This is a genomic window from Micromonospora sp. NPDC092111, from assembly GCF_044755745.1.
Lineage (GTDB): Bacteria > Actinomycetota > Actinomycetes > Mycobacteriales > Micromonosporaceae > Micromonospora.
The window spans coordinates 1-20,980 of the sequence record NZ_JBIVRQ010000013.1 but is presented as its reverse complement, the minus strand read 5'-3'; the positions used below and the strand labels follow the sequence as shown (position 1 = coordinate 20,980).

The window sequence follows — 20,980 nt, the reverse complement described above, 5'->3', positions numbered from 1 at the left end:
GGTCAGCCGGTCGGTCCGAACCGTTCGGTCCGTACCCGCCGGGTCTGGTGGCCCAGCCCCACCAGCAGGTCCGCGACGGTCTCCACGAAACCCGTCGGGCCGCACACGTAGCAGAGCGGCTCCCCGTCGGCCGGCCAGCCGTGGGTGGTCAGGTCGGCCAGGCCGATCCGGTGCGGCTCGCCCCGCCACCCGTCGGGCGCCTCGCGGGTGTACACGTACGTCACGTCCAGACCCAGGTCGTCGCGGGCGCGGGCGCGCAGCTCGTCGGTGTAGAAGCCGTCCGCCGGGGTGCGCACCGAGTAGATCAGCCGGAACGGCGTACGGCTGCCGGCGGCCCGGCGGGCCCGCACCATCGCCATCAGCGGCACCACCCCGGAGCCGCCCGCGACCAGCAGCACCGGCGCGGTCTCCTCGGGCCGCCAGACGAACCAACCGCCGACCGGCCCGCGCACCTCCACCGGGTCGCCCTCGGCCCAGGTGTCGATCAGGTACGGCGACACCTCGCCGTCGGGCACCTGCTGCACGGTCAACGCGATCCGGTCCCCGTCGGCCGGGCCGGCCAGCGAGTACGACCGGGCCGCCTGGTAGCCGTCCGGCGCGGTGAGCCGGACGTCCACGTGCTGGCCGGGCAGGTGGCCCGGCCAACCGGGGGCCTCCAGGACCAGGGTCTGCGCGGTGGGCGTCTCGACCCGCCGGTGCACCAGCCGGGCCACCCGCCAACCCAGCGGCGCGGCGACCCGGGCACCGGTCGTGGACGCGGTCACCTCAGTCGCCCTGATAGCGCTGCTCGCGCCACGGGTCGCCGTAGTCGTGGTAGCCGGCGGTCTCCCAGAAACCCGGCTGGTCGTCGGCGAGCAGCCGGATCCCCCGCACCCACTTCGCCGACTTCCAGAAGTAGAGGTGCGGCACCAGCAGCCGGGCCGGGCCGCCGTGCTCGGCGGGGAGCGGCCCGCCGTCGTAGCCGTGCACCACCCAGGCCCGCCCGCCGCGCAGGTCGTCCAGCGGCAGGTTGGTCGAGTAGCCGCCGTACGAGTGGGCCAGCGCGTAGCGTGACCCGGTGTCCACCCCGTCGAGCAGGGTGTCCAGCGAGACGCCCTGCCAGGTGGTGCCGAGCTTGGACCACCGGGTGACACAGTGGATGTCCACCATCGGCGTCTCCTGCGGCAGGCCCATCAGCTCGTCCCAGGACCAGCGGAACTCGGTGCCCGTCTCGGTGGACAGGACGAACTCCCAGGTGTCCAGGGACACCTTGGGGGTCGGCCCGGCGGAGAGCACCGGGAAGTCCTCGGTCAGGTACTGCCCCGGCGGCAGGGCCGCGCCGGTCGTCCGGCGGCGGCCCTGGAAGCCCGGTGACACGATGCCCACCCGTCAGTCGTACCACCCGCCGGGTGCGGGCGGGAGCGTTCGGGCAGACCCACCGGTGGTGCCGGCGGTCAGCGCCGGCACCACCGACGGTCAGCGCCGGTCGGTGACCACCTCGGCCTCGCCGGGCTCCCGGTCCCGGGTGGCCCGCAGACTGGTGAGGGTGACCACCACCAGCACGCCGATGATGACGCCGAGCGAGGCGAGCGTCGGGATCTCCGGCACCCCGGACCAGATGCCGTGCGCCCAGTGCAGACCCAGCTTGACGCCGATGAAGGCCAGGATGATCGCCAGGCCGTAGCTGAGGTGGACGAGGCGGCTCAGCGCGGCGTGCAGCACGAAGTACAGCGCGCGCAGACCGAGCAGGGCGAAGGCGTTGGTGGCGAAGACCAGGTACGGGTCCTCGGTGATGCCGTAGACGGCGGGCACCGAGTCGACCGCGAAGACGATGTCGGTGGCGAGCACCGCGACCACCACGAGGGCGAGCGGGGTGAGCGCCCGGCGGCCGTGCTGCCTGATGGTCATCCTCGTGCCGTGGTACTCGTCGACCACCGGCATGAACTTCCGCAGCAGCCGCACCGACCGCATCGTGTTGATGTCGACCTCCTGCTCGTGCCCGGAGAGGGCGTCGCGCAGCAGCTTGACCGCGGTGGCGATCAGGATGACGGCGAAGAGCAGGAAGGCGAAGTCGAGGGTCTGCAACGCGGCGGCGCCGAGGGCGATGAAGATCGCGCGGAGCACCAGCGCGCCGGCGATGCCGTAGAGCAGCACCCGCTGGGCGAGCACGGCCGGCACCGCGAACGCCGCCAGCAGCAGCATGAAGACGAAGAGGTTGTCGACCGAGAGCGACTTCTCGACCAGGTAGCCGGTCAGGTACTCCACGCCCTGCTGGGAACCGAAGCGGGACCAGAGCCAGCCGCCGAAGGCCAGTGGCAGCGCGATGTAGAACGCCGACCAGCCCAGCGCCTCCTTGATCGACACCTCGTGTGGCCGGCGGGTGACCAGGAAGTCGAGCACCAGCAGGGCGAGCACACCGGCGATGGTGACCGCCCAGAGGGTGGGTGTGCCGACCGACGACAACTCACCGGCGGACAGGTACGACGGATCGGTCATGGAGCCTCCTCGAACACCGTGCCATGTTCGAGGTCTCCTTCACCCACGTTCGGTGTGGGCAACCACCCGAGGCGTGCCCGGGGCACGCCGTACTGACCGGCATGGTTCGTGGGAAGTACTCCCCTCGTACGGTCCAGGTTAGGCCAGGCTCAGACCACTCGCCAAGTCGGGCGCGCCCGCGTCGTCGGCTGTGGTTGCCCTGGTCAACGGCTGGGTGCCGGCCGGTCGGGTGCGCCGCGGATCAGGTCCGGCGCAGCACGGTCGCGCCCGGCGTCAGCGCCGGCTCCACCATGTCCCGGTAGTCGCGGGGAAGCTGGATCACCACGTCGTCGAACTCGCCGCCGCTGACCGCCTCACGCAACGTGACGAAGACCGCCCGCACCACGTCCCGGGCGGCCGGCTCGTCCAGGTCGGCCCGCTGCCCCACCCGGGCCACGAACTCCGCGGCGCCGAACCGGTCGGCGGCCTCGGTGCTCGGGCTCGGTCGCAGCGCCAGCCGCAGCGGGGCGGGTAGCTGGGTCGCGAGGTCGAGCACCTCGCCACCGGTCAACCGCTCGGCGAGGGTCGCCAGGGTCGCGTGGGTCAGCGCCACGGCCCGTTCCGGGTCGGTCCGGGTACGCCGGGCCACCTGGTCGACGAAGGTGTCGTAGTTCATGCGGGACTCCCTACGGCGTCGGGCCGCTGGGATACCCGGCGCGGCGGTCGGGAAACGACGCCGATTTTCCCGCCTGGCGGGCGCGTGACCGCCACCCGGACGGGTATCCGCCGCCGGTCGTGACCGGATCGAACCGGCGAGGGAGCGCACGCCATGGCGAGTTACACCGACGTCCTGCAGTACCTGTCCAGCCTGGACTACCCGGCGGAGAAGGACGCCGTGGTACGTGAGGCGGAACGGGAGGGCGCCCCGCCGGACGTGCTGCGGGCGTTGCGCGCCCTGCCGCCGGTGGACTACGCCAACGGCACCGAGGTGGCCCGCTCCGCCGGCATCGACGCCGCCCCGGAGGTCGGGCCGGCGCAGCGCGCCACGCAGGCCCGGGACAAGCGGCACCAGCGGGTCTCGCAGCACCTACGCGGCCTCTGACCCGCCCCGCGACGGGCGGCGAGGTGCCGGGGGTGATCAGACGGGCGCCGGACGGACACACCCCGGCGTCCGTGCAGCTCGTCGTGATGGGCGTGGCCGGCCTGCTGCTCGGCGGCATCTTCGCCGTGCTCGTCTCGCCGGCGCTGGCACCGCTGGTGGGCTGGGACGCGGCGGCGCTGAGCTGGCTGGCACTGGTGTGGCGGACGCTCTGGCCGGCGGACGCCCGGCGCACTGCCGCCCTGGCCGTGCACCAGGACTCCAACCGGGCCACCCGGGACGTCCTGCTGCTGACCGCCTGCCTGGCCAGCCTGCTGGCGGTGGCCGTCGTGCTGACCACCGCGCGCACCGTGTCACCCGAACCGCTCCGGGAAGCCTACGGCGGGCTGGGCATCGTCAGCGTGCTGCTGTCGTGGTTCGTCGTGCACACCGTCTTCACCACCCGGTACGCCCGGCTGTACTACACCGGTCCCGACGGCGGCATCAACTTCAACCAGTCGGAACCGCCCTGCTACGCCGACTTCGCGTACGTGGCGCTCACCGTCGGGGCCACCTTCCAGGTCTCCGACACCAACCTGACCAGTCACGTCATGCGCCGGACGGTGCTCCGGCACGCACTGCTGTCGTACCTGTTCGGGGCGATCATCATCGCCGCGACGGTGAACCTGCTGGCCGGACTGGTCGCCCCGTGACAAGCCCGGAAAAAGGCGCGCGCCCCGGGTCACGAACCGCGACCTGGGGCGCCACGCGTACCTGTTCACCGGCGAACCGCCGGGTGGTCACCCGAACCGGGTGGGCATCGCTGCCACGATCATCATACGACGCGCCATCACCCGTACGGACGATTTTCCGGGATACTGTGGGCCAGCACACGGCGCGTCAGGTGGTCACCTCGGCGTACCGCTGCTCCAGGTCCACCCGGGCCAGTGCGCCGACCAGCCAGGCCAGCCGCTCCGACTCGCCCCCACCGGCCAGCGCGGCCAGGTCCTCGGCGGAGCGTCCCAGTCCGAGCCGGCGGGCCGCTGCCAGCGCCCGCCGGTCGGCGACCGGCGCCACCTCCCGCCACAACGCCTGGGTCTCCCGCAGGAACAGGTCGGCCACCTGGTCGTCCACCCCGGGCAGCGCGGTGAGCAGCGTCCGCTCCCGAGCCGGGTCGTGGCCGGCGGTCGCCCGCAACCGGCGCAGGTCGCCCCGGTACCGGTCCACCACCGTACGGGCCAGGTCGCCCAGCAGGTCGGCGAGCGCGTCCACGTCGCCACGCTGGCCGGCCTCCCGCAGCACCCGTACCCGGTCGGCGTGCAGTGACCGGGCCAGCCGCGCCGCGCTGTCCCATCCCTGCGCCGGCAGCGCGTGCGCGCTGTCCAGGGCCCGCCGGTAGTCGCCCCGCCGGGCCAGCAGCACCGCCAGGCAGAGCAACTGGAACAGGCTCGACGGATTGTTGGTCACCCGGAAGCCGTACTGCTCGGCGAAGCCGCGCCCGTCGCCGGCGAGCCGGCGGGCCAGACGTTTCCGGTCCTCGGTACGGGAGATCACACTACGGGTCATGCCCCGCGACTACCCGCCGCTCAACCGGTTAGGCCGCCCCGCCGGTCCCGGGCCTTCAACCGGGTGGTCGGCATCGCCGGCGCGGGCAGCGGTGGTGCCGCGTCGTCGGCGACCGTCCCGAACCGGCGGCCCGCCATCCAGTCCTCCCGGGCGGCGGCCACCTCCTCGTGCGAGCGGCCGACGAAGTTCCACCACATGACCAGGGGCTCGTCGAACGGCTCGCCGCCGAGCAGCATCAGCCGGGTGCCCGCAGCGGCGGCCAGTTCCAGCCGGTCCCGACCGTCACCCAGGTACAGCAGCGCGCCGGGTTCCAGCGACAGCGCGTCCACCCGAGCCTGGCCGGACATCGCCAGCAGGGCGTACTCGAAGTCGGGCCGCAGCGGCAGCGTCACCGGCGCCGGCCCGCGCGCCTCGAGCTGCGCACCGAGCAGCGGGGTATGCGACACGGCCGGGGACCGTTCGCCGCCCAGCTCACCGACGAGCAGGGTGTGGTCCCAGTCGCCGTCGCGCCAGCGGGGCAGTTCGGCGTGGTGGGCGAAGTCCGCCGCGCCGGCCCGCGCCGGGTCGGGCAGCGCCACCCAGAGCTGCACGCCGTGCATCAGCGGCGGGTGCGTCGCGGGCGACCGCTCGGAGTGGGCGATGCCGTGCCCGGAGGTCATCACGTTGAGCTGGCCCGGCCGGATCGGCTGGACGTTGCCCAGGCTGTCCCGGTGCACGATCTCGCCGTCGAGCAGCCAGGTGACCGTCTGCAGCCCGGTGTGCGGGTGCGGCGGCACCTCCATGCCCGGCCGCCCGGCGACGTCGTCCGGGCCGAAGTGGTCCACGAAGCACCAGGCCCCGACCATCCGCCGGGGGCGCTGCGGCAGCAGCCGGCGCACCGTCGTGTAGCGGCCCAACGGCACGTCATGTCCGGGCAGCAGCACACTGCCCGGATCCACGGGGACGACGCCGGGCGGTCGGGTCTGTGCCGGCAACGATTCGGTACGGTCCACCGCTCGACTCTATGCCGGCGCGGTGCCACGGACTCAGCCCTCGGCGACGGTGAGACTCAGCTTTCCGCGACGGTGACCGTGCCGGCGCCGGCGACGAGGTCGAGGTAGACGCGGTCGACGGACCGGTCCCAGTTCGGCGAGCTGAGCGTCGCCCCGGCGGCGATACCGGTGTGCCGGTCGTCGTACAGCACGACGCTGCCCGCGCCGGAGCCGGCCCGGACCCGTACCGGTGGGGCACCCGGAGCCCGTACGGTGAACTGGTTGACGCCACCGGTCATCCGGACGGTGAGGGTGCCGGACGTCGACGGCAGCCGCAGGCCCACCCGGGCCGCACCGCCCACCAGTTCCACCCCGGCCAGACGCCCGTGGGTGAGGTCGAGGACATGCTCGCTGACCCCGCCGACCAGACGCAGCCGCCAGGGCAGTCGCGAGTTGAGCAGCACGTCGACGGCGTTCCGGCCCGCCTTGTCGCCCCGCACCACGCGGAGCTGCACCCGATCGCCGAGCACCTCCGGACGGGGCACCACACCGGCGTCGGCCGGGCTGCTGATCCGGTACAACTCGTCGCCGAGATCCTCGGTGCCCAGCCGGAACGAGGTCACCCCGTCCATCAACTCGAAGGTGGCCCGCCGCAACCCACCGACCGGCGCGGTCGCGGGCTGCCCGGCGGCGACCTCGGCGGCACCCGGCTCGGCGGCACCCGGCTCGGCGGCCACCGTCACCGGCGGCACCCCGCCCCGGCCACCGGAGAAAACCAGCCCCAACCGGTCCGGGTTCGCCATGGTCACGACCACCGCGATCGCACCGAGCGCGACCACCAGCACCGCGGCGGCGGCCAGCGGGCGGGCCCCACGCGGCCACGACGACCGGTACGGCGTACCGCCAGCCGGCTCCCCGGTCACCTCGACCACCGGCCGTGGCGCGGGCGGGGCCGGCTCCCCGGTCACCTCGACGATCGGCACGAAGGCCGGTCGCTGCTCCCCGGTCGTCGGACGGTGCTCCTGGTCCGGCTCCGCCATCGTGCTCCCCTTCCACAGTCCCCCGCACAGCGGTACGTACCCGAGGCCGGATCGGATCACTCCGCCCGCCGGCACCCTTGCCCGGCGCCCTGCCCTGGGCTACGCGGCCAGCTTCCGCCCTGGGCCTTCGCGGCCAGCTTCCGCCCTCGGCGGTGGCTCGGCTGCGGCCAACTTCTGCCCTGGGGCGGTGGCGCGGCCTGCGGAGTGGGGAGACGCCAGCGGCCGGCACCCCCGTGGGGTGCCGGCCAGCATGACGGTGTGACAGGTCGGTGGTGCGGTGGGTCAGCCGTTCCAGTGCTCGGCGACGAGGTCGGCGGCCTGCTGCTCCCACTGCGCGTACGCGTCCGGGTACGCCGACACCTGCACCGTCTGGGCGGCCTCGGTCAACGGCATGTCCCGCCAACCGTCGACCTGCTTCAGACCCTTCTGGAATGCCATGGTCGAGTAGATCGGGTCGGTGATCTGTTCCGGGGTGCCCCAGCCGGAGGAGGGGCGCTGCTGGAACAGACCCAGCGAGTCGTGGTCGTTACGGTCACCGAGGTGACCCAGGTTCTCCAACTTCGACTCCTGCAAGGCGGTGCCGACAGAGATCACCGCGGCCCGCTCGTCCAGGCCCGACTTCTTCGTCGCGGCGACGATCGCCTTCACGTTCGCGGTCTGCTCGTCGTTCAGGTCGATCCGCGACTGGGCACCCTGCGTGCCATGCGGGACCAACTTCGCGGCGTCGGGCTTGTCGGCCTGCACCGCCACGGCGACAGGCTTGGCATCGACCACGGGCGCGGTGGTGGTGTGGTTCAGCGGACCGGCGGCGAGACCACCAGCGAAAGCCAGACCAGCAATACCGAGCACACTCTTACGCAGAATCGTCGTGTTCATCGAGGGCTCCTTCACAGGGGACGACACCCACCACCGGCCCGAAGGCCGACAGTGCCCGACAGGAAAGAGGGGGCCGGGCACCAGGGGCGTAAGCACCACAACAGGGCACTCAGGAAACAACACGGGGAAAAGACTCAGAAGATCACCGGCTGGGGACCACACGCACCAGCGGGCTCGCTGGGGGGCACACGGCGAGCGGGGGCTCGCCTTGCCGGGACCATGCACAACGACCCGCCAGCCACCGACATTCCCGCCGGCCCGGGGCCGCTGCTGCGGTCGTACCGAGGTGTAACCACCGGGGGCCCGCCACCATTCCACCGCCAGCGTGCCGCCGGTCACCCGGAACCCCGCGCGGCGCGCCCGACACCGGACATTCCGGCACGCCTCGCCGCGAGTACGGAGGGCTCCACATCCCTCGATGGATCCTCGCGCTGAGTCAGCCGCACGCAGGTGGCGACTACGCTCGAAGCGGATATACCGCTGTGTCATATTTATGCCGGAGTGGCATACCGGTGCCGTCGCCATCCAGTGCCCGTCGCCATCCGGAGTCCGGGGGCTCGCCGCGCCGGTCGGTCCGTGCGGTCATCCGTCGCCCGTTGGAACGGACACGGACATCGGGATCGGGATCGGGATCGGGTGGGTCTTCTACGGCCCCGCAGCCCCGCTGACATCTCGATGGTCATTCGGACGTGAGGCGCCCGAGAAGTTCGACGAGTCGGGCGAGGTCCTGCGTCGACCAGTCCCGCGTGCGGGCGTAGAACTCCCTGCCGCGCCCCTCGAGCGTCGCCGCGACCCGTTGCCGGCCGCTTGAACTCAACTCGACGATGATGCTGCGCCGGTCGTCCGGTGCCGGCACACTGTCGAGCAGGCCGAGGGATCGCATCTTGCCGACCAGGGTGCTGGTGGAGCTGCGGTCCATCCCGACGGCCTCGGCGATCTCGCTGGGCCGCGCCGGCCCGAAGGCGTACAGCCAGCGCGCGATGTGGAACGCGGCCGGTTGCAGTTGCGGGTGGAAGTGCACGGCGCTGCGCTCGCTCAACGCCCGGGTCGCGCTGATCAGCGCGTTGATCCGCTCACCTAGAGCCAACTCGATCTCGTGCCGACCTTCGTCACCGGACGGCGGGATAGTTTGCATATGCCCATCATACTGGCTACGGTAGTGGGCATATACAAACCATCTACGCGCCGCGAGGGGTCGGCCCCGCGAACGCCTCGGCGGCCGTCTCCCCGGCGCGTCCTCGCCACTCACCGCTGACCCGCATCGGGTTTGCACTGCTTGTCACCGAGGCCGCGCTCGGCGCGCCCGCCTATCTCGCCCGTCCTGCGGCCAGCGCCCACCCGCCACGGCACGACATCCCACGCCGGTCCGTCGCCAAACGTCCCCGGCCCGCAACCCCTGGAAGAAGGGCCTCGTGAAACCCACGATCGTCATCACCGGCGCCACCAACGGACTCGGCCGCCTCGCCGCCATCGAACTCGCGCGACGCGGCGCCCGTATCGCGATCACCGCCCGCAGCCCCGAAAAGGCCGAGCAGGTCCGCCGGGAGATCGGCGCCCACCGTACAGACGTGTTCCTCGGCGATTTCACCCGACTCGACAACGTGCGACGCATCGGCCACGAGATCGCCAACCGCTACGAACGCATCGACGTCCTGGTCAACAACGCCGGCATCCACGCCTTCGCGCAACGCACCACCCCCGACGGGTATCCCGAGATGGTCGCCGTCAACTATCTCGCCCCCTGGCTGCTGACCCAGGCACTGCTGCCGGCCCTGCACCAGGCGCCCGCCGCGCGGATCGTCAACGTCGCCTCCGAAGCGTCCCGCCGTCACGGAACCCTGCGACTCCCGCAGGACCTCACCGAGGCGGCTCCGTTCACCGCACGCGGATCAGCCGAGCACTACGGCAGGACCAAACTGCTCGACATCATGTTCACGATGGAGCTCGCCCGCCGCCTGGCCGGCACCACCATCACGGCGAACTGCCTCAACCCCGGCTTCAACACCACCGGCCTCGGCCGCGAACTCCGCATCGCCGCCAGCCTGGAGAAGATCCTCACCCGGCTCAGGATCGGCAACCCCGCGCGCGGCGCCGGCCTCATCGTCGCCCTCGCCTCCGACCCCGAGTTCGCCGCCCGCACCGGCGGCTACTACACCGTCCGCGGCACCCGCCAGATCCAGCCCACGCCACCCGGGAACGACCCGACCCTGCAGGCCAGGCTCTGGCGCGAAACCCAGGAACTCCTCCAGCCGGCAGCGAGCTGAACGTCGGGGACGACACACCCGAGCCACCGGTGGTGCCGTCCGGCGGGACGGCGTCAGTCGGTGTCGCGTCCCCACGAGCCGCCCCGGTAGACGGTCCCCCGGTACGCCGGGCCGCCGTCCCCGGTGCCCACCGGGCCGGGCGGATCGCCGGCCGGGGCGTCACCGGAGGCGTCGGCGCGGGCGGCCGAGGAGGCGGCGCGGGCCCGGCGTACCCGGTTGACCACGAACCAGCCGGCGACCGCCACGCAGACGACGATGACCAGCTTCTGGAACGACCCGACGTACGACTCGACGACGTGCCAGTTCTCGCCGAGGAGGTAGCCGGCCATCACGAAGGTGGTGTTCCAGATCAGGCTGCCCAGTGTGGTGAAGAGCAGGAAGGTGGTGATCGGCATCCGCTCCACGCCGGCCGGGATGGAGATCAGGCTGCGGAAGATCGGGATCATCCGGCCGAAGAACACCGCCTTGACGCCGTGCTTGAGGAACCACGCCTCGGTGCGGTCGACGTCGCTGAGCTTCACCAACGGCAGCCGGGCCGCGATGGCGCGCATCCGGTCGCGGCCCAGCGCGGCGCCGATGCCGTAGAGCACCCAGGCGCCGACCACGGAGCCGAGCGTGGTCCAGAGGATGGCACCGACCAGGCTCATCCGACCCTGGGCGGCGGCGAAGCCGGCCAACGGCAGGATCACCTCGCTGGGGATCGGTGGGAACAGGTTCTCCAGCGCCACGGCCAGCCCCGCGCCCGGCCCTCCGAGCCGCTCCACCAGACCGGTGACGAATCCGACCGGGCCTTCCGACGAGGGCTCGGAAGCGGACACGACCGCGCGGGAGTTGAGCGCCAGAGTGCGTGGGATCATGCGACAAAGTTACGAGGCGGTCGGCGGATCGACCACGCAACGGTGCCCACTCCGGCCCAGAACGGGGACCCGCCCACCACCAACGACCCGGCCGCCAGCACCAGCGGCACGCAGGGGTGGACCATGACGTCCCGGTCGTCGCCGGGGAGGCCGGGCGGGCCGGCGAGCCGTACCCACCGGGCGAGATCGGTCGGGCCACGCTGGACCGATCGGCTTCGCGCCGGGAGCGACGAGTAGGACGTCCCGGGACGGTCTCTGTCGGAGAGCGGGCCGCCGGGCCCGCACGGAGGGGTGGGCATGATGGGTGACGCGCCGACCGAGGGCACGGTCCGATCCGCCGACGGCACCACGATCGCGTACGAGCGCAGCGGCGACGGCCCTGCGGTGATCCTGGTGGATGCGGCGGGCGGCTTCCGCGACTTCGGACCGATGCGGTCGCTGGCCGCGCTGCTGGCACCGACGTGCACGGTGATCTGCTTCGACCGGCGCGGGCGGGGGGCCAGCACCGACACCGCGCCGTACACGGTGGACCGGGAGGTGGACGACCTGCGCGCCCTGGTCGCCGTGGCCGGCGGCGCGGCCGGCCTGTACGGGTTCTCCTCCGGCGCGGTGCTGGCCCTGCTCGCGGCGGCGCGCGGGGTGCCGGTGACCCGGTTGGCGCCGCTGGACCTGACCGGCGAACCCGATCCGGACCCCGGCCTCGCCGCCGAGGTGGCCGCGCTGGTCGCCGCCGGCCGGCGGGGCGACGCGGTGGCCCTGTTCCAGTCCCGCATCGGGGTGCCGGAGGAGCTGACCGCCGGCCTGCGACACAGCCCGTTCTGGCCGGCGCTGGAGTCGTCGGCACACACCCTGGTCCACGACCTGGCCCTCACCCGGGCGCTCTCCCCCGCCGAGTTGGCCACGGTCACCGTACCGACGCTGGTGGCGCAGAGTGCGAACAGTGACGCCCGGCTGCGCGGCTGGGCGCGCGGTGTCGCCGGGGCGCTGCCGGACGGACGGCATCTCAGCCTGGCCGGCGACTGGCACCAGGTCACCGTCGAGGAGCTGGCACCGGTGCTGGCCGGGTTCCTCACCGACCGGCGGGACGGCTGACCACCGGGCCGGACCGGCGGGCGGCCCGGCCCGGTGGATCGACGACAGCGCCCGGCGGCTCCGGCGGTGGATCGCCCGGCCCGGCGTCCGGCCCTCCGGCCCGGTCGGCCCGGCAGCCCGGCAGCCCGGTCGGCCCGGCACCCGGGTGGACGGGCGGTCAGGGGCGGCAGGCCGGCGCCGACACGGGAGCCGGTTCCATCAGGTCGGCGAGCCGGCGCAGCACCCCGGCGGTGGCGAGCCGGGTGGGGGCCAGGCGGGGGCGCCGGACCCGGTCGGGGCGGATCGGGGCATCGGGCCGGGCCGAGTTGACGTGGTGGTGGACCGCGTCGAGGGCCAGCATGAAGCCGGTGGGCTGTTCCATGGTCAACTCCTCTGGAGGGGGCGGGTGGAGGTACGCACGACGAGTTCGGTGGGGAGCAGCACGTGCCCGGCGGCGGCGTCGGCCGGCGGGTCGAGCAGCAACTCGGTGGCGATCCGGCCCTTTTCCTCGGCCGGTTGCCGGACGGTGGTGAGGCCGGCGACGGCGGCGTCGGCGACGTCATCGAAGCCGGTGACGGAGACCTCCGCGGCCCGGCCGCCGAGCGTGTCGAGGACGCCGAGGGCGAGCACGTCGGAGCACGCCAGCACGGCCGTGGGCGGGTCGTCGCCGGTGAACACGCCGGCTACGGCCGCGGCGGCGGCGGCGCGGCTGTTGCCGGTGGCGTTGAGCACCGTGATGTCGGTCCAGCCGACTCCGACGGCCGCCAACGCGTCGGCGAACCCGGTCAGCCGTCCCCGGGTGGTCGGGTGCGGGGCGTCGCCGGGCCCGGCCAGCCGCAGCGGGCCGGGCGGGGCGTCGGGCAGCGTGCTCTCGCCCAGCAGGGCCACCCGGCGGTGGCCGAGACCGGCCACGTGGTCGGCGACGGACCGGGCCGCGGCCCGTTCGTCGATGCCGACGTACCGGTCGTCGCCGGCGTCGGGACGGGGGGCGGTGGTGACGAAGGGCAGCCCCCGGCGGCGGATGATGTCGAGCACCCAGGACTCTTCGGGAGCGCAGTAGACGCAGAAACCGTCGACCGAGGCGTTCTCCACCGCGCTGCGGGCCTGCGCGGTCTCGGCCGGCAGCGGGACGAGCAGCAGGCTGGTGCCGCGTTTCTCGGCCGCGCTGGCGACGCCGGCCAGGAACCGCACCGCGAACGGGTCGGTGAAGGCGTACGACAGCTTGGAGGTGAACAGCACCCCGGTCGTGCCGACGAAGCCCCGGCGCAGCGAGCGGGCGGTCGGATCGGGCCCGGGGTAGTCGAGCTGCCGGGCCGCCTCGAAGATGCGGGCCCGCAGTGCGCTGGAGAGCTGGTCGGGGCGGCTGTAGGCGTTGGAGACGGTGCTCCGGGAGACGCCCACGGCGCTCGCCACGTCCTGCAGGGTCGGTTTGGGGCTCACCCGCACCTCCTCTGGATCGATTCAGTCTGTATCGATCCAGAGATTATCGGGCCACGCCGGGACCGTCAATGCCCGACCCCGTCCCGGGCCGACGGGCGACCGGCCCGCCGGCCCGCTCGGGCAGCCCGGTCAGGGCACCAGCACCAGCCGGCCCCGTACCCCACCGGCGGCCAGCCGCTCGTGGGCCCGGGCGACCTCCTCCAGGGGCAGCGTGTCGGCCACCTCCGGGGTCAACCGCCCGGCGTCGACCAACGCCGCCAGCTCGGCCAGCCGGGGACCGTCCGCGTACACCTCCTGCACGACCACCCGGGTGCCCCGGTCAGGGCCAACGAACGGTCGGCGGTCAGCGCGGCCATCGGCAGGGTCGCCGCCAGCACCGGGGAGACCGTACGCGGCGCGGGCGCACCGCGTCCTCGCCGAGCACCACCTGTTCGGCCTGCGCGCCGGGGGCGGAGAGCACGTCCCGCAGCCCGATCACCGGGTCACCCACGGCGAACCGGCGGACGATCACAGCTCTCATGCCGTCGACGCTAGGAGCGCTACCCTGCACCGGGAGTGACGGCGTCGGTGCCGGTCCGGGTGGACTACACGCTCACCCCGCTGGGCGAGAGCCTGCTGCCCGTGCAACGGGCCATCAAGACCTGGGCCGAGACGCACATCGAGCAGGTGTACGCCGCCCGCGCCCGCTACGACGACAGCGGGCCGGCGGCCTGAACCGGGCGGCCCCGGGCGCGGTCAGCGCTTGCGGGCCACCCCGCCGTACATGCTCACCTCGGCCGCCGTGGGGCGCGGCTGCGGCTCGGCGCCGGCCCGCCACTCGGCCACCGAGGTGATCCCGGGTTCGACCAGCTCCAGGCCGTCGAAGAAACGGACGAAGTCGTCCCGGCCGCGCAGGCTGATCACGCCGTGCTCGCCGCCCCGGCTCGCCGCCCTGGCCCCCTCGGCCACCTCGGCCGGCAGGTAGTCGTAGGTGGCGTGCGAGGCGGCCAGGTAACTGCCCGGCGGCAGCTCGGCCAGCAGCCGGCGGACCACAGCGTACGGGTCGTCGGAATCCGGTACGAAGTGCAGGATGGCCACCAGCATCAGCGCCACCGGCTGCGACAGGTCGATGGTGCGCCGCAGGTCGGGGTGGTGCAGGATCTTCTCCGGGTCGCGCAGGTCGGCGTCGATGTAGGCGGTGGCGCCCTCGTCCGAACTGGTCAGCAGCGCCCGGGCGTGGGCCAGCACGATCGGGTCGTTGTCGACGTAGACCACCCGGGACTGCGGGGCCACGGTCTGGGCCACCTCGTGGGTGTTGTTCGCCGTCGGGATGCCGGTGCCGATGTCGAGGAACTGCCGGATGCCGGCCTCACGGGCGAGCTGGGCGACCGCGCGCTGGAGGAAGCGCCGGTTCTCCAGCGCGGCGGTGCGGATGGTCGGGAAGGCCATCGCCATCGCGTCGCCGGACTCCCGGTCGGCCTGGAAGTTGTCCTTGCCGCCGAGCCAGTAGTTGTAGCGGCGGGCCGGATGCGCGACCGAGGTGTCGATGCGGTCGCTGGGGTGGATGGTGCCCCTCGGGGCATCGGTGGTCACAGTCGCCTCCATGACTCTGCGCCATCAACCGCCGATGGCGTCCGTCCACTGTCTCCGGTCGTGACCATGGTAGAGCCCGCCGGGGCAGGACCGGCGAGCCGGGCGGCCGTCACTGTGGGTAGAACTCGTCGCGCAACCGGGTGAGGATCTCCGGGGTGCGTTCCGGCGGGGCGGCCTCGACACAGAGCCGTTCCATCGCCACCGCGTAGTAGTCGAGATCCTCGCGCTTGTCCAGGTAGAGGGCGCTGGTGAGCTGCTCGATGTAGACGATGTCCGGCAGGTCGTCGTCGCCGAAGCGCAGGATGGTGAACGCGCCGCCGGCCGCGGCGTGGCCACCGGCGTCGAACGGGATGATCTGCAACCGGACGTGCGGCGAGCGGGTCGCCGCGATCAGCGCGGTCAACTGCCCCCGCATCACCTCGGGACCGCCGATCGGCCGGCGCAGGGCGGCCTCGTCGACCACCGCCCAGAGCTGCGGCGGATCGGCGCGGTGCAGCAACTGCTGGCGCTGCATGCGCAGCTCCACCCGCCGGTCGAGCTCCTCCGCCGGGGCTCCCCGGTGCCCGAGCACGACCACCGCGCGGGCGTACTCCCGGGTCTGGAGCAGGCCGGGGACGAACTGCACCTCGTAGCTGCGGATCAACGCGGCGGCGGCCTCCAGACCCAGGTAGGACTGGAACCAACTGGGCAGCACGTCGCCGTAGCGATGCCACCAGCCGGGGCTGTTGGCGTCGCGGGCCAGCTTGAGCAACGCCGCGCGCTCGTCGGCGGCGGTGACGCCGTAGAGGGTGAGCAGATCGGCGACGTCGCGTTCCTTGAAGCCGACCCGGCCCAGCTCCATCCGGCTGATCTTCGACTCCGAGGATCGGATCTCCCAGCCGGCGCCCTCCCGCGTGACACCGCTGGCCTCCCGCAGCCGACGAAGCTGCGCCCCGAGCAGCATGCGCAGCACGGTGGGACCGGTGGCCGGTCCCCCCTCGGCGGTAACCATCGTCACGTGCCCGCCTTCCGCCGCATGCCGATGCCGGTCGCAGGCCCCCCGCCCGACCGACGAGTAAGCATGCCATGGACCGTCGGTGAGGTGAACTCCCCCGGACGGCCGATCGGTCCCGTGTACGGGATCGACCGCATCTAGTTGATCAGATGGTCGAAGTCGCCGTCCCGTGCCCCGAGGACGAACGCCGCGATCTCGTCCACCGTGTAGATCAGGGCCGGACCCTCGGGGTGGCGCGAGTTGCGCATCGCGATGCCGGCCCCGCCGGGAAGCTCCGCCAACTCGACACAGTTGCCGCTGGGGTTGCTCCGCCGACTCTTCTCCCACCTCAGCGTGGGCAGTTGGGTGGTGGGAACGCCGTTCTCAGGCTGGTGCATGGGGCGTCTTTCTGTGAGGAGCGGATCCACTGTCGCGAGTGGAGGGTGCGGCGGCGAGAGGGGTTTCGCGACACCGGATCCGGCCGTGCTGCACGTGCATCTGCTATTGCATCTGCATCGGACAGCGAGCATGATAACGCACGTGCACGGTACTTATCCGTTCACTTTGGGTTACCCCACCCGGGCTGTCACCTGGGTGAATGACGACCCGGCCCGGCGCATCCGCCGACGCCGTCCGGGTCGTGCGCCGACACCGCGAGGGAGGGCTCGTGCCGGATCCGTTGACTGTGGCGTCCGGCGTCTCCGCGGCAGGGGCACTGGTGTCGGTGTGGCAGCTACGCCGCCGCGCCCTGCGCGCCGAGGCGGAGATCGAGCAGCTCCAGGCCGAACTGGCCGCCGAGCGGCACGCCGCCAGCCACGACCCGCTCACCGGGCTGCCCAACCGCCGGGCCTTCTACCGGCTGGCCGCCGCCCTGCTCACCGATGCCGGCGGGCAGCCGCTGATCGCGGTGGTCCTCGACCTCAACGACTTCAAGCTGGTCAATGACCGCTACGGGCACGCCGCCGGCGACCAGGTGCTGATCTGCGTGGCCCAGCGACTGGCCGCCTTCGCCGGGGACAACCTGGTGGCCCGGCTCGGCGGCGACGAGTTCGCCGGCCTGCTCGCCAGTCCGTCGGTGGACCGGCGGTGGATCGACCACGCCACCCGCCGGCTCGGCGAGGCGCTGGCCGCCCCCATCGCGCTGACCGGGTGCACCGTCCGGGTCACCGCCTCGGTCGGTCTCGCCCCGGTCACCGGCCCCACCCAACTGGCCGACGCGCTGTGCCGGGCGGACGCCGCGATGTACCGGGCGAAGGGCGTCACCGGCAGCAGCTCGCCCCGGCAACTCCTCGACGCGGCCCGGCTCGCCGAGTGCTGAACCGGCTCACCGGCTGCCGACCCGGGCCGGGTCAGTGAGCCGACCCGGCCGGGCGGCGAAAAGACGCGCCGACGGGGTCTCGCGGTGCTGGACGCGCCGACGGACGGGCTGGACCCCGCCGTCGCCCCGGGCGTGACCCGTGCGGTCAGCGCCAGCCGTAGCCGGCGCGCAGCGCCTGGCCGACCCGGTCGAAGCGACCCCGGTCGAGCACCGCGCCCTCCCGCCGGATGCTGTCCTCCCGCATGGTGAGCACCCGGTCCAGGCGTACCCAGCTCGGGCGGGCGTCACGGTCCCAGTCGCCCGGGCCCAGCGCCAGCCAGTGCCGCTGGCCGTCGCGCTCGCTCTGGCTGGAGAGCATCAACCCGAACAGGGTACGGCTGGCCCGGCCCACCACCAGCACCGGACGATCCTTGCCCTGCCGGGGGTCGTCCTCGTACGGCACCCAGGTCCAGACGATCTCCCCCGGGTCGGCCTGACCGTCGGGCTCCGGCGCGTACGACAACTCCCGGCGTTGCAGGGCGCTGACCTGCCGCCGCCGGGCGGGCTGGGCCGGGACCGGCCCGGCGGTGCCACGCTGGGTGCCGACCACGCCGGTGACCCGGCCGAGTCGGGCCGCCACGTTCCTCAACAGACCTGCCACGCCGGGCAGCCTACCGCCACCGCACGCCGACCCGCCCGGTCAGTCCGGCCGGCGGGCCAGGACCAGCGTCGTACGCAGGTCCAGGGTGACCGTCCCGCCGAAGCCGTCGACGGCGGCGCCGATCGCCGCGAGCACCCGTTCCCGCAGCTCCGGCGGACGTCGTAGCTGCGGCGAGAAGGTGCCGACCAGCCGTTGGTACGCCGCCGTGGTCAACGGCACCGCCCGGCGGAAGGGCACCGACCGGACGTCGGCGAAGAGCCCACTGCCGGCGATGTCGGCGTGGAACCAGTCCTCCGGCGGGTCGTGGTGCGGCACCGGGTCGACCGACTCGAACGCCGCCCGGATCGCCGTCGCCTGCGCCGGGTCGACGTAGTCGTAGCGGTGGGCGAAGACGGCCAGGGTGCCACCGGGGACGAGCGCGTCGTGGGCGCCCCGGTTGCGGGTCGCCGGGTCGAGCCAGTGCCAGGCCAACGCGCAGGCCAGCATCGGCACCCCGGCGGGCGGGGCCGTCCACTCCTCGAACCGGGCCACCACCACCTCGGCCTCGGGGAACCGGGCGGCCAGCACCGCCGCCATCCGCGCGTCCGGCTCGACGCAGGTCAGCCGGGTGCCCAGGCCGGCCAGCAGGCCGGTGGCCAGCCCGGTGCCCGCGCCGACCTCGACCAGCCGGGCCGGCGGCCCGCCGTGGTAGGCGAGGATGGCCTCGGCGAGCGCGACCGGGTAACCCGGCCGGGCCGCGTCGTAGTCGGCCGCCACCGCACCGAAGATCTCCGTCACGACCACATCGTCGCACCGTCACCGACCGGACGGTGCCCGTCAAGGGAGACCCATGAGCGAGCTGCCCCGGGACCTGCCGGTGATCGAACGCACCGCCGTCCGGCTGGTGGTACGCGACCGGGACGACCGGATCCTGCTGTTCCACACCCGCGACCCCGAGCATCCCCGGCTGGGCACCTGGTGGGAGCTACCCGGCGGCGGCGTCGACCCCGGCGAGACCCACGTCCAGACCGCGCTGCGCGAGCTGCGCGAGGAGACCGGCTTCGTGGTCACCGCCGGGCAGCTCGGCCCGGCGTCCTGGCGGCGACGGGCCAGCTTCATCCACCGCCGGTTGCGGCACGTCCAGGACGAGGTGGTGATGACGGTACGGCTCGACGCCGCCGCACCGGACGTCGACGGCGCCGACCGGCTCGACTACGAGGTGGAGGACTACTTCGGATTCCGCTGGTGGTCGGTCGGGGAGATCGTCGCCAGCACCGAACGTTTCTACCCGGGCCGGCTGCCCGAGCTGCTCACCGGCTTCCTGGCCGGCGAGGACATCGACGAACCGTTCGAACTCTGGTCCTGATCGGGGTGCCGACGGCACCGACGGTGGGCACAGTGGAAGGCATGACGACGATCCCGCACGCCCCGCTGGCCCGGTACGCCGCCCGGATGCACGCCGACATCGGCGACCGGCACCACGTCGCCTCCCCGCTCGGTGCCTGGCTGCTGCTCGCGCTCGCCGCGCCGGCCGCGACCGGTCCGGTCCGGGCGGAGTTCGACGACGTCCTCGGCACCGACCCGGACGCCGCCGCCGCGACCGCCGCCGCGCTGCTGGACCGGCCGCACCCGCTGGTGCCCACGGCCACCGCCTGCTGGCACCGCCCCGGCGACGACACCGGGAAGCTGGCCGGCTGGCGGGACACCCTGCCCCGGAGCACCGCGGCCGGACCGCTGCCCGACCAGGCGGGCCTGGACGCCTGGGCGCGGGAACACAGCCTCGGGCTGATCGACCGGTTCCCGCTGACCGTCTCCCCCCGGGTGGTGCTGGCGCTGGCCAGCGCCCTGGCCACCCGGATCTCCTGGGCCGACCCGTTCGACCTGGTGCCCGGCGCGGCGCTCGGCGCGGACAGCGCCTGGGCCGGGCGGCTGAGCCGGGCGTTGCGCACCCCGGAGCACGGGCACCGGGCCTGGATCGCCTCGACCGGGTCGGCCGGCGACGTCGCCGTGCACGCCGCACCGGCGGTGGAGCGCGACGGTGCCGGGCTGCTGGTGGTCTCGGTCGCCGCCGACCCCGGGGTCCGGCCGGCCGACGTGCTCGCCGCCGGATACGAGCTGGCCGGCACGGCGGTGGACGGCGAGCCGGCCCGGCGGTCGCTGTTCGACCTGCCACTGGGCGACGGACCGCTGTGGACGCTGCGCGAGGAACGGGTACCCACCCACGCCCGGGACGGCCGGGAGGAGCGGCACCACGCCGTGCTGCCCTGCTGGTCGGCGCGGGACGAACACGATCTGACCGCCCCCGGGCTGGGCTTCCCGGCGGTCTCCCGGGCGCTGGGCGCGCTGCTCGGCGCGGCGGAGCTGGGGGTCGAGGCGCGGCAGGCGGCGGTGGCCCGCTACGGCCGGTACGGCTTCGAGGCGGCTGCGGTGACCGGGGCGTTCGCCCTGGCCAGTCTCCCGCCGGAGGGGATCCGCCGGACCGCCGCGCTGCGCTTCGGACACCCGTACGCGGTGGTCGCGGTGGCCACCGACCACCGCGACGGTGGCACCGGGCCGTGGCACGGCGTGCCGGTCTTCTCCGCCTGGGTGGCCGAGCCGGAGGAGCCGGCGGGCAGCGACCTCGCCGACCCGCCGGAGCCGGCCTGACCGGTCGGGCCGGACGCGGACCGACCGCGACGGGCGGCACCGGGGCGGCACGTCCTCGGGGATCCGTCGCGGTCGGGGTCCTGGGCCGTGGGGGGGGGGGGGGGGCGGGGCCCCCCCCCCCCCCCCCCCCCCCCCCCCCCCCGCCGGTAGGGGAGGCGGACCGGAGCAGGCGGGTGAGGGTGGTGGTGGCGGAGCGGACGGAGACCTGTTGGCCGATGATGGCGCGGAGGGCGGT

The 20,980-nt window shown here is 73.7% G+C and carries 27 protein-coding genes; 8 read left to right on the top strand and 19 right to left on the bottom strand.

The window, feature by feature from the left end; translation table 11 throughout:
- Positions 1–2: 2 nt before the first annotated feature.
- The 4 genes from ACIQG9_RS22765 to ACIQG9_RS22750 all read right to left on the bottom strand — a co-directional run bounded on the left by ACIQG9_RS22765 (position 3) and on the right by ACIQG9_RS22750 (position 3,130).
- Positions 3–764, bottom strand: coding sequence for a ferredoxin reductase (locus ACIQG9_RS22765; RefSeq protein WP_400405713.1), 762 nt, complete (start codon positions 762–764; stop codon positions 3–5).
- A gap of 1 nt (position 765) precedes the next feature.
- Complete coding sequence (locus ACIQG9_RS22760) at positions 766–1,356, bottom strand: sulfite oxidase-like oxidoreductase (protein ID WP_400406045.1); 591 nt, start codon at positions 1,354–1,356, stop codon at positions 766–768.
- A 99-nt stretch (positions 1,357–1,455) separates the two neighbouring features.
- On the bottom strand, positions 1,456–2,475 hold the full coding sequence (locus ACIQG9_RS22755) for a TerC/Alx family metal homeostasis membrane protein (RefSeq protein WP_400405711.1): 1,020 nt from the start codon (positions 2,473–2,475) through the stop codon (positions 1,456–1,458).
- Between the two features lie 241 nt (positions 2,476–2,716).
- Positions 2,717–3,130, bottom strand: a complete 414-nt coding sequence (locus tag ACIQG9_RS22750; RefSeq protein WP_400405708.1) for a DUF2267 domain-containing protein — start codon at positions 3,128–3,130, stop codon at positions 2,717–2,719.
- A gap of 153 nt (positions 3,131–3,283) precedes the next feature.
- Between ACIQG9_RS22750 and ACIQG9_RS22745 the strand changes: the two genes are divergently transcribed.
- Together ACIQG9_RS22745 and ACIQG9_RS22740 are read left to right on the top strand one after the other, a co-directional pair.
- Complete coding sequence (locus tag ACIQG9_RS22745) at positions 3,284–3,556, top strand: DUF2795 domain-containing protein (protein ID WP_400405706.1); 273 nt, start codon at positions 3,284–3,286, stop codon at positions 3,554–3,556.
- A 32-nt stretch (positions 3,557–3,588) separates the two neighbouring features.
- A complete protein-coding gene (locus ACIQG9_RS22740) occupies positions 3,589–4,245 on the top strand; it encodes a DUF1345 domain-containing protein (protein ID WP_400405704.1) in 657 nt (218 codons plus the stop codon).
- Between the two features lie 187 nt (positions 4,246–4,432).
- Here ACIQG9_RS22740 and ACIQG9_RS22735 read toward each other — a convergent pair whose 3' ends face one another.
- From ACIQG9_RS22735 to ACIQG9_RS22715, 5 genes are all read right to left on the bottom strand, one after another.
- Positions 4,433–5,098 carry a hypothetical protein gene (locus ACIQG9_RS22735; RefSeq protein ID WP_400405701.1) on the bottom strand — a complete coding sequence of 222 codons (666 nt, stop codon included), beginning with the start codon at positions 5,096–5,098 and terminating at the stop codon, positions 4,433–4,435.
- A gap of 20 nt (positions 5,099–5,118) precedes the next feature.
- Positions 5,119–6,090: a pirin family protein gene (locus ACIQG9_RS22730; protein ID WP_400405698.1), complete on the bottom strand. Its 972-nt coding sequence runs from the start codon at positions 6,088–6,090 to the stop codon at positions 5,119–5,121.
- A gap of 56 nt (positions 6,091–6,146) precedes the next feature.
- Complete coding sequence (locus tag ACIQG9_RS22725) at positions 6,147–7,109, bottom strand: hypothetical protein (RefSeq protein ID WP_400405695.1); 963 nt, start codon at positions 7,107–7,109, stop codon at positions 6,147–6,149.
- A gap of 282 nt (positions 7,110–7,391) precedes the next feature.
- Positions 7,392–7,985, bottom strand: a complete 594-nt coding sequence (locus ACIQG9_RS22720) for a hypothetical protein (RefSeq protein WP_400405693.1) — start codon at positions 7,983–7,985, stop codon at positions 7,392–7,394.
- Positions 7,986–8,664: 679 nt separating this feature from the next.
- The gene (locus tag ACIQG9_RS22715; protein ID WP_400405691.1) at positions 8,665–9,120 is read right to left on the bottom strand and encodes a MarR family winged helix-turn-helix transcriptional regulator; all 456 of its coding nucleotides are present in this window, start codon (positions 9,118–9,120) and stop codon (positions 8,665–8,667) included.
- A gap of 277 nt (positions 9,121–9,397) precedes the next feature.
- Here ACIQG9_RS22715 and ACIQG9_RS22710 point away from each other — a divergent pair, with 277 nt between their 5' ends.
- Complete coding sequence (locus ACIQG9_RS22710; protein WP_400405689.1) at positions 9,398–10,249, top strand: SDR family NAD(P)-dependent oxidoreductase; 852 nt, start codon at positions 9,398–9,400, stop codon at positions 10,247–10,249.
- Positions 10,250–10,302: 53 nt separating this feature from the next.
- Here ACIQG9_RS22710 and ACIQG9_RS22705 read toward each other — a convergent pair whose 3' ends face one another.
- Positions 10,303–11,106: a DedA family protein gene (locus ACIQG9_RS22705; RefSeq protein WP_400405686.1), complete on the bottom strand. Its 804-nt coding sequence runs from the start codon at positions 11,104–11,106 to the stop codon at positions 10,303–10,305.
- Positions 11,107–11,406: 300 nt separating this feature from the next.
- On the opposite strand from ACIQG9_RS22705, the gene ACIQG9_RS22700 reads away from it, so the two are divergent.
- The gene (locus ACIQG9_RS22700; protein WP_400405684.1) at positions 11,407–12,198 is read left to right on the top strand and encodes an alpha/beta fold hydrolase; all 792 of its coding nucleotides are present in this window, start codon (positions 11,407–11,409) and stop codon (positions 12,196–12,198) included.
- Positions 12,199–12,355: 157 nt separating this feature from the next.
- On the opposite strand, the gene ACIQG9_RS22695 is transcribed toward ACIQG9_RS22700, so the two are convergent.
- The 4 genes from ACIQG9_RS22695 to ACIQG9_RS22680 form a co-directional block, all read right to left on the bottom strand.
- Positions 12,356–12,559 carry a hypothetical protein gene (locus tag ACIQG9_RS22695; protein ID WP_400405681.1) on the bottom strand — a complete coding sequence of 68 codons (204 nt, stop codon included), beginning with the start codon at positions 12,557–12,559 and terminating at the stop codon, positions 12,356–12,358.
- Between the two features lie 2 nt (positions 12,560–12,561).
- Positions 12,562–13,617: a LacI family DNA-binding transcriptional regulator gene (locus tag ACIQG9_RS22690; RefSeq protein ID WP_400405679.1), complete on the bottom strand. Its 1,056-nt coding sequence runs from the start codon at positions 13,615–13,617 to the stop codon at positions 12,562–12,564.
- A gap of 129 nt (positions 13,618–13,746) precedes the next feature.
- A complete protein-coding gene (locus ACIQG9_RS22685; protein WP_400405676.1) occupies positions 13,747–13,917 on the bottom strand; it encodes a zinc-binding dehydrogenase in 171 nt (56 codons plus the stop codon).
- A gap of 43 nt (positions 13,918–13,960) precedes the next feature.
- Complete coding sequence (locus ACIQG9_RS22680) at positions 13,961–14,137, bottom strand: hypothetical protein (RefSeq protein WP_400405674.1); 177 nt, start codon at positions 14,135–14,137, stop codon at positions 13,961–13,963.
- Between the two features lie 35 nt (positions 14,138–14,172).
- Here ACIQG9_RS22680 and ACIQG9_RS22675 point away from each other — a divergent pair, with 35 nt between their 5' ends.
- Positions 14,173–14,331 (top strand): winged helix-turn-helix transcriptional regulator, encoded by a 159-nt coding sequence (locus tag ACIQG9_RS22675; protein WP_400405671.1) that lies wholly within the window; start codon positions 14,173–14,175, stop codon positions 14,329–14,331.
- Between the two features lie 21 nt (positions 14,332–14,352).
- On the opposite strand, the gene ACIQG9_RS22670 is transcribed toward ACIQG9_RS22675, so the two are convergent.
- The 3 genes from ACIQG9_RS22670 to ACIQG9_RS22660 all read right to left on the bottom strand — a co-directional run bounded on the left by ACIQG9_RS22670 (position 14,353) and on the right by ACIQG9_RS22660 (position 16,560).
- Positions 14,353–15,201 (bottom strand): SAM-dependent methyltransferase, encoded by an 849-nt coding sequence (locus tag ACIQG9_RS22670; protein ID WP_400405669.1) that lies wholly within the window; start codon positions 15,199–15,201, stop codon positions 14,353–14,355.
- A gap of 97 nt (positions 15,202–15,298) precedes the next feature.
- Positions 15,299–16,180: a helix-turn-helix domain-containing protein gene (locus tag ACIQG9_RS22665; protein WP_400406043.1), complete on the bottom strand. Its 882-nt coding sequence runs from the start codon at positions 16,178–16,180 to the stop codon at positions 15,299–15,301.
- Positions 16,181–16,320: 140 nt separating this feature from the next.
- Positions 16,321–16,560: a DUF397 domain-containing protein gene (locus ACIQG9_RS22660; RefSeq protein WP_400405666.1), complete on the bottom strand. Its 240-nt coding sequence runs from the start codon at positions 16,558–16,560 to the stop codon at positions 16,321–16,323.
- A 269-nt stretch (positions 16,561–16,829) separates the two neighbouring features.
- Between ACIQG9_RS22660 and ACIQG9_RS22655 the strand changes: the two genes are divergently transcribed.
- Positions 16,830–17,480, top strand: a complete 651-nt coding sequence (locus tag ACIQG9_RS22655) for a GGDEF domain-containing protein (RefSeq protein WP_400405664.1) — start codon at positions 16,830–16,832, stop codon at positions 17,478–17,480.
- 145 nt (positions 17,481–17,625) lie between these two features.
- Here the strand turns inward: ACIQG9_RS22655 and ACIQG9_RS22650 are convergent, their stop codons facing one another.
- Together ACIQG9_RS22650 and ACIQG9_RS22645 are read right to left on the bottom strand one after the other, a co-directional pair.
- Positions 17,626–18,120, bottom strand: coding sequence for a type II toxin-antitoxin system PemK/MazF family toxin (locus ACIQG9_RS22650; RefSeq protein ID WP_400405661.1), 495 nt, complete (start codon positions 18,118–18,120; stop codon positions 17,626–17,628).
- A gap of 39 nt (positions 18,121–18,159) precedes the next feature.
- On the bottom strand, positions 18,160–18,897 hold the full coding sequence (locus ACIQG9_RS22645; RefSeq protein ID WP_400405659.1) for a methyltransferase domain-containing protein: 738 nt from the start codon (positions 18,895–18,897) through the stop codon (positions 18,160–18,162).
- A 52-nt stretch (positions 18,898–18,949) separates the two neighbouring features.
- Here ACIQG9_RS22645 and ACIQG9_RS22640 point away from each other — a divergent pair, with 52 nt between their 5' ends.
- Both ACIQG9_RS22640 and ACIQG9_RS22635 read left to right on the top strand, forming a co-directional pair.
- Positions 18,950–19,465, top strand: a complete 516-nt coding sequence (locus ACIQG9_RS22640; RefSeq protein ID WP_400405656.1) for an NUDIX hydrolase — start codon at positions 18,950–18,952, stop codon at positions 19,463–19,465.
- 41 nt (positions 19,466–19,506) lie between these two features.
- Entirely contained in the window at positions 19,507–20,745 is a 1,239-nt protein-coding gene (locus tag ACIQG9_RS22635; protein ID WP_400405653.1) for a hypothetical protein, read from the top strand.
- Positions 20,746–20,980 lie beyond the last annotated feature (235 nt).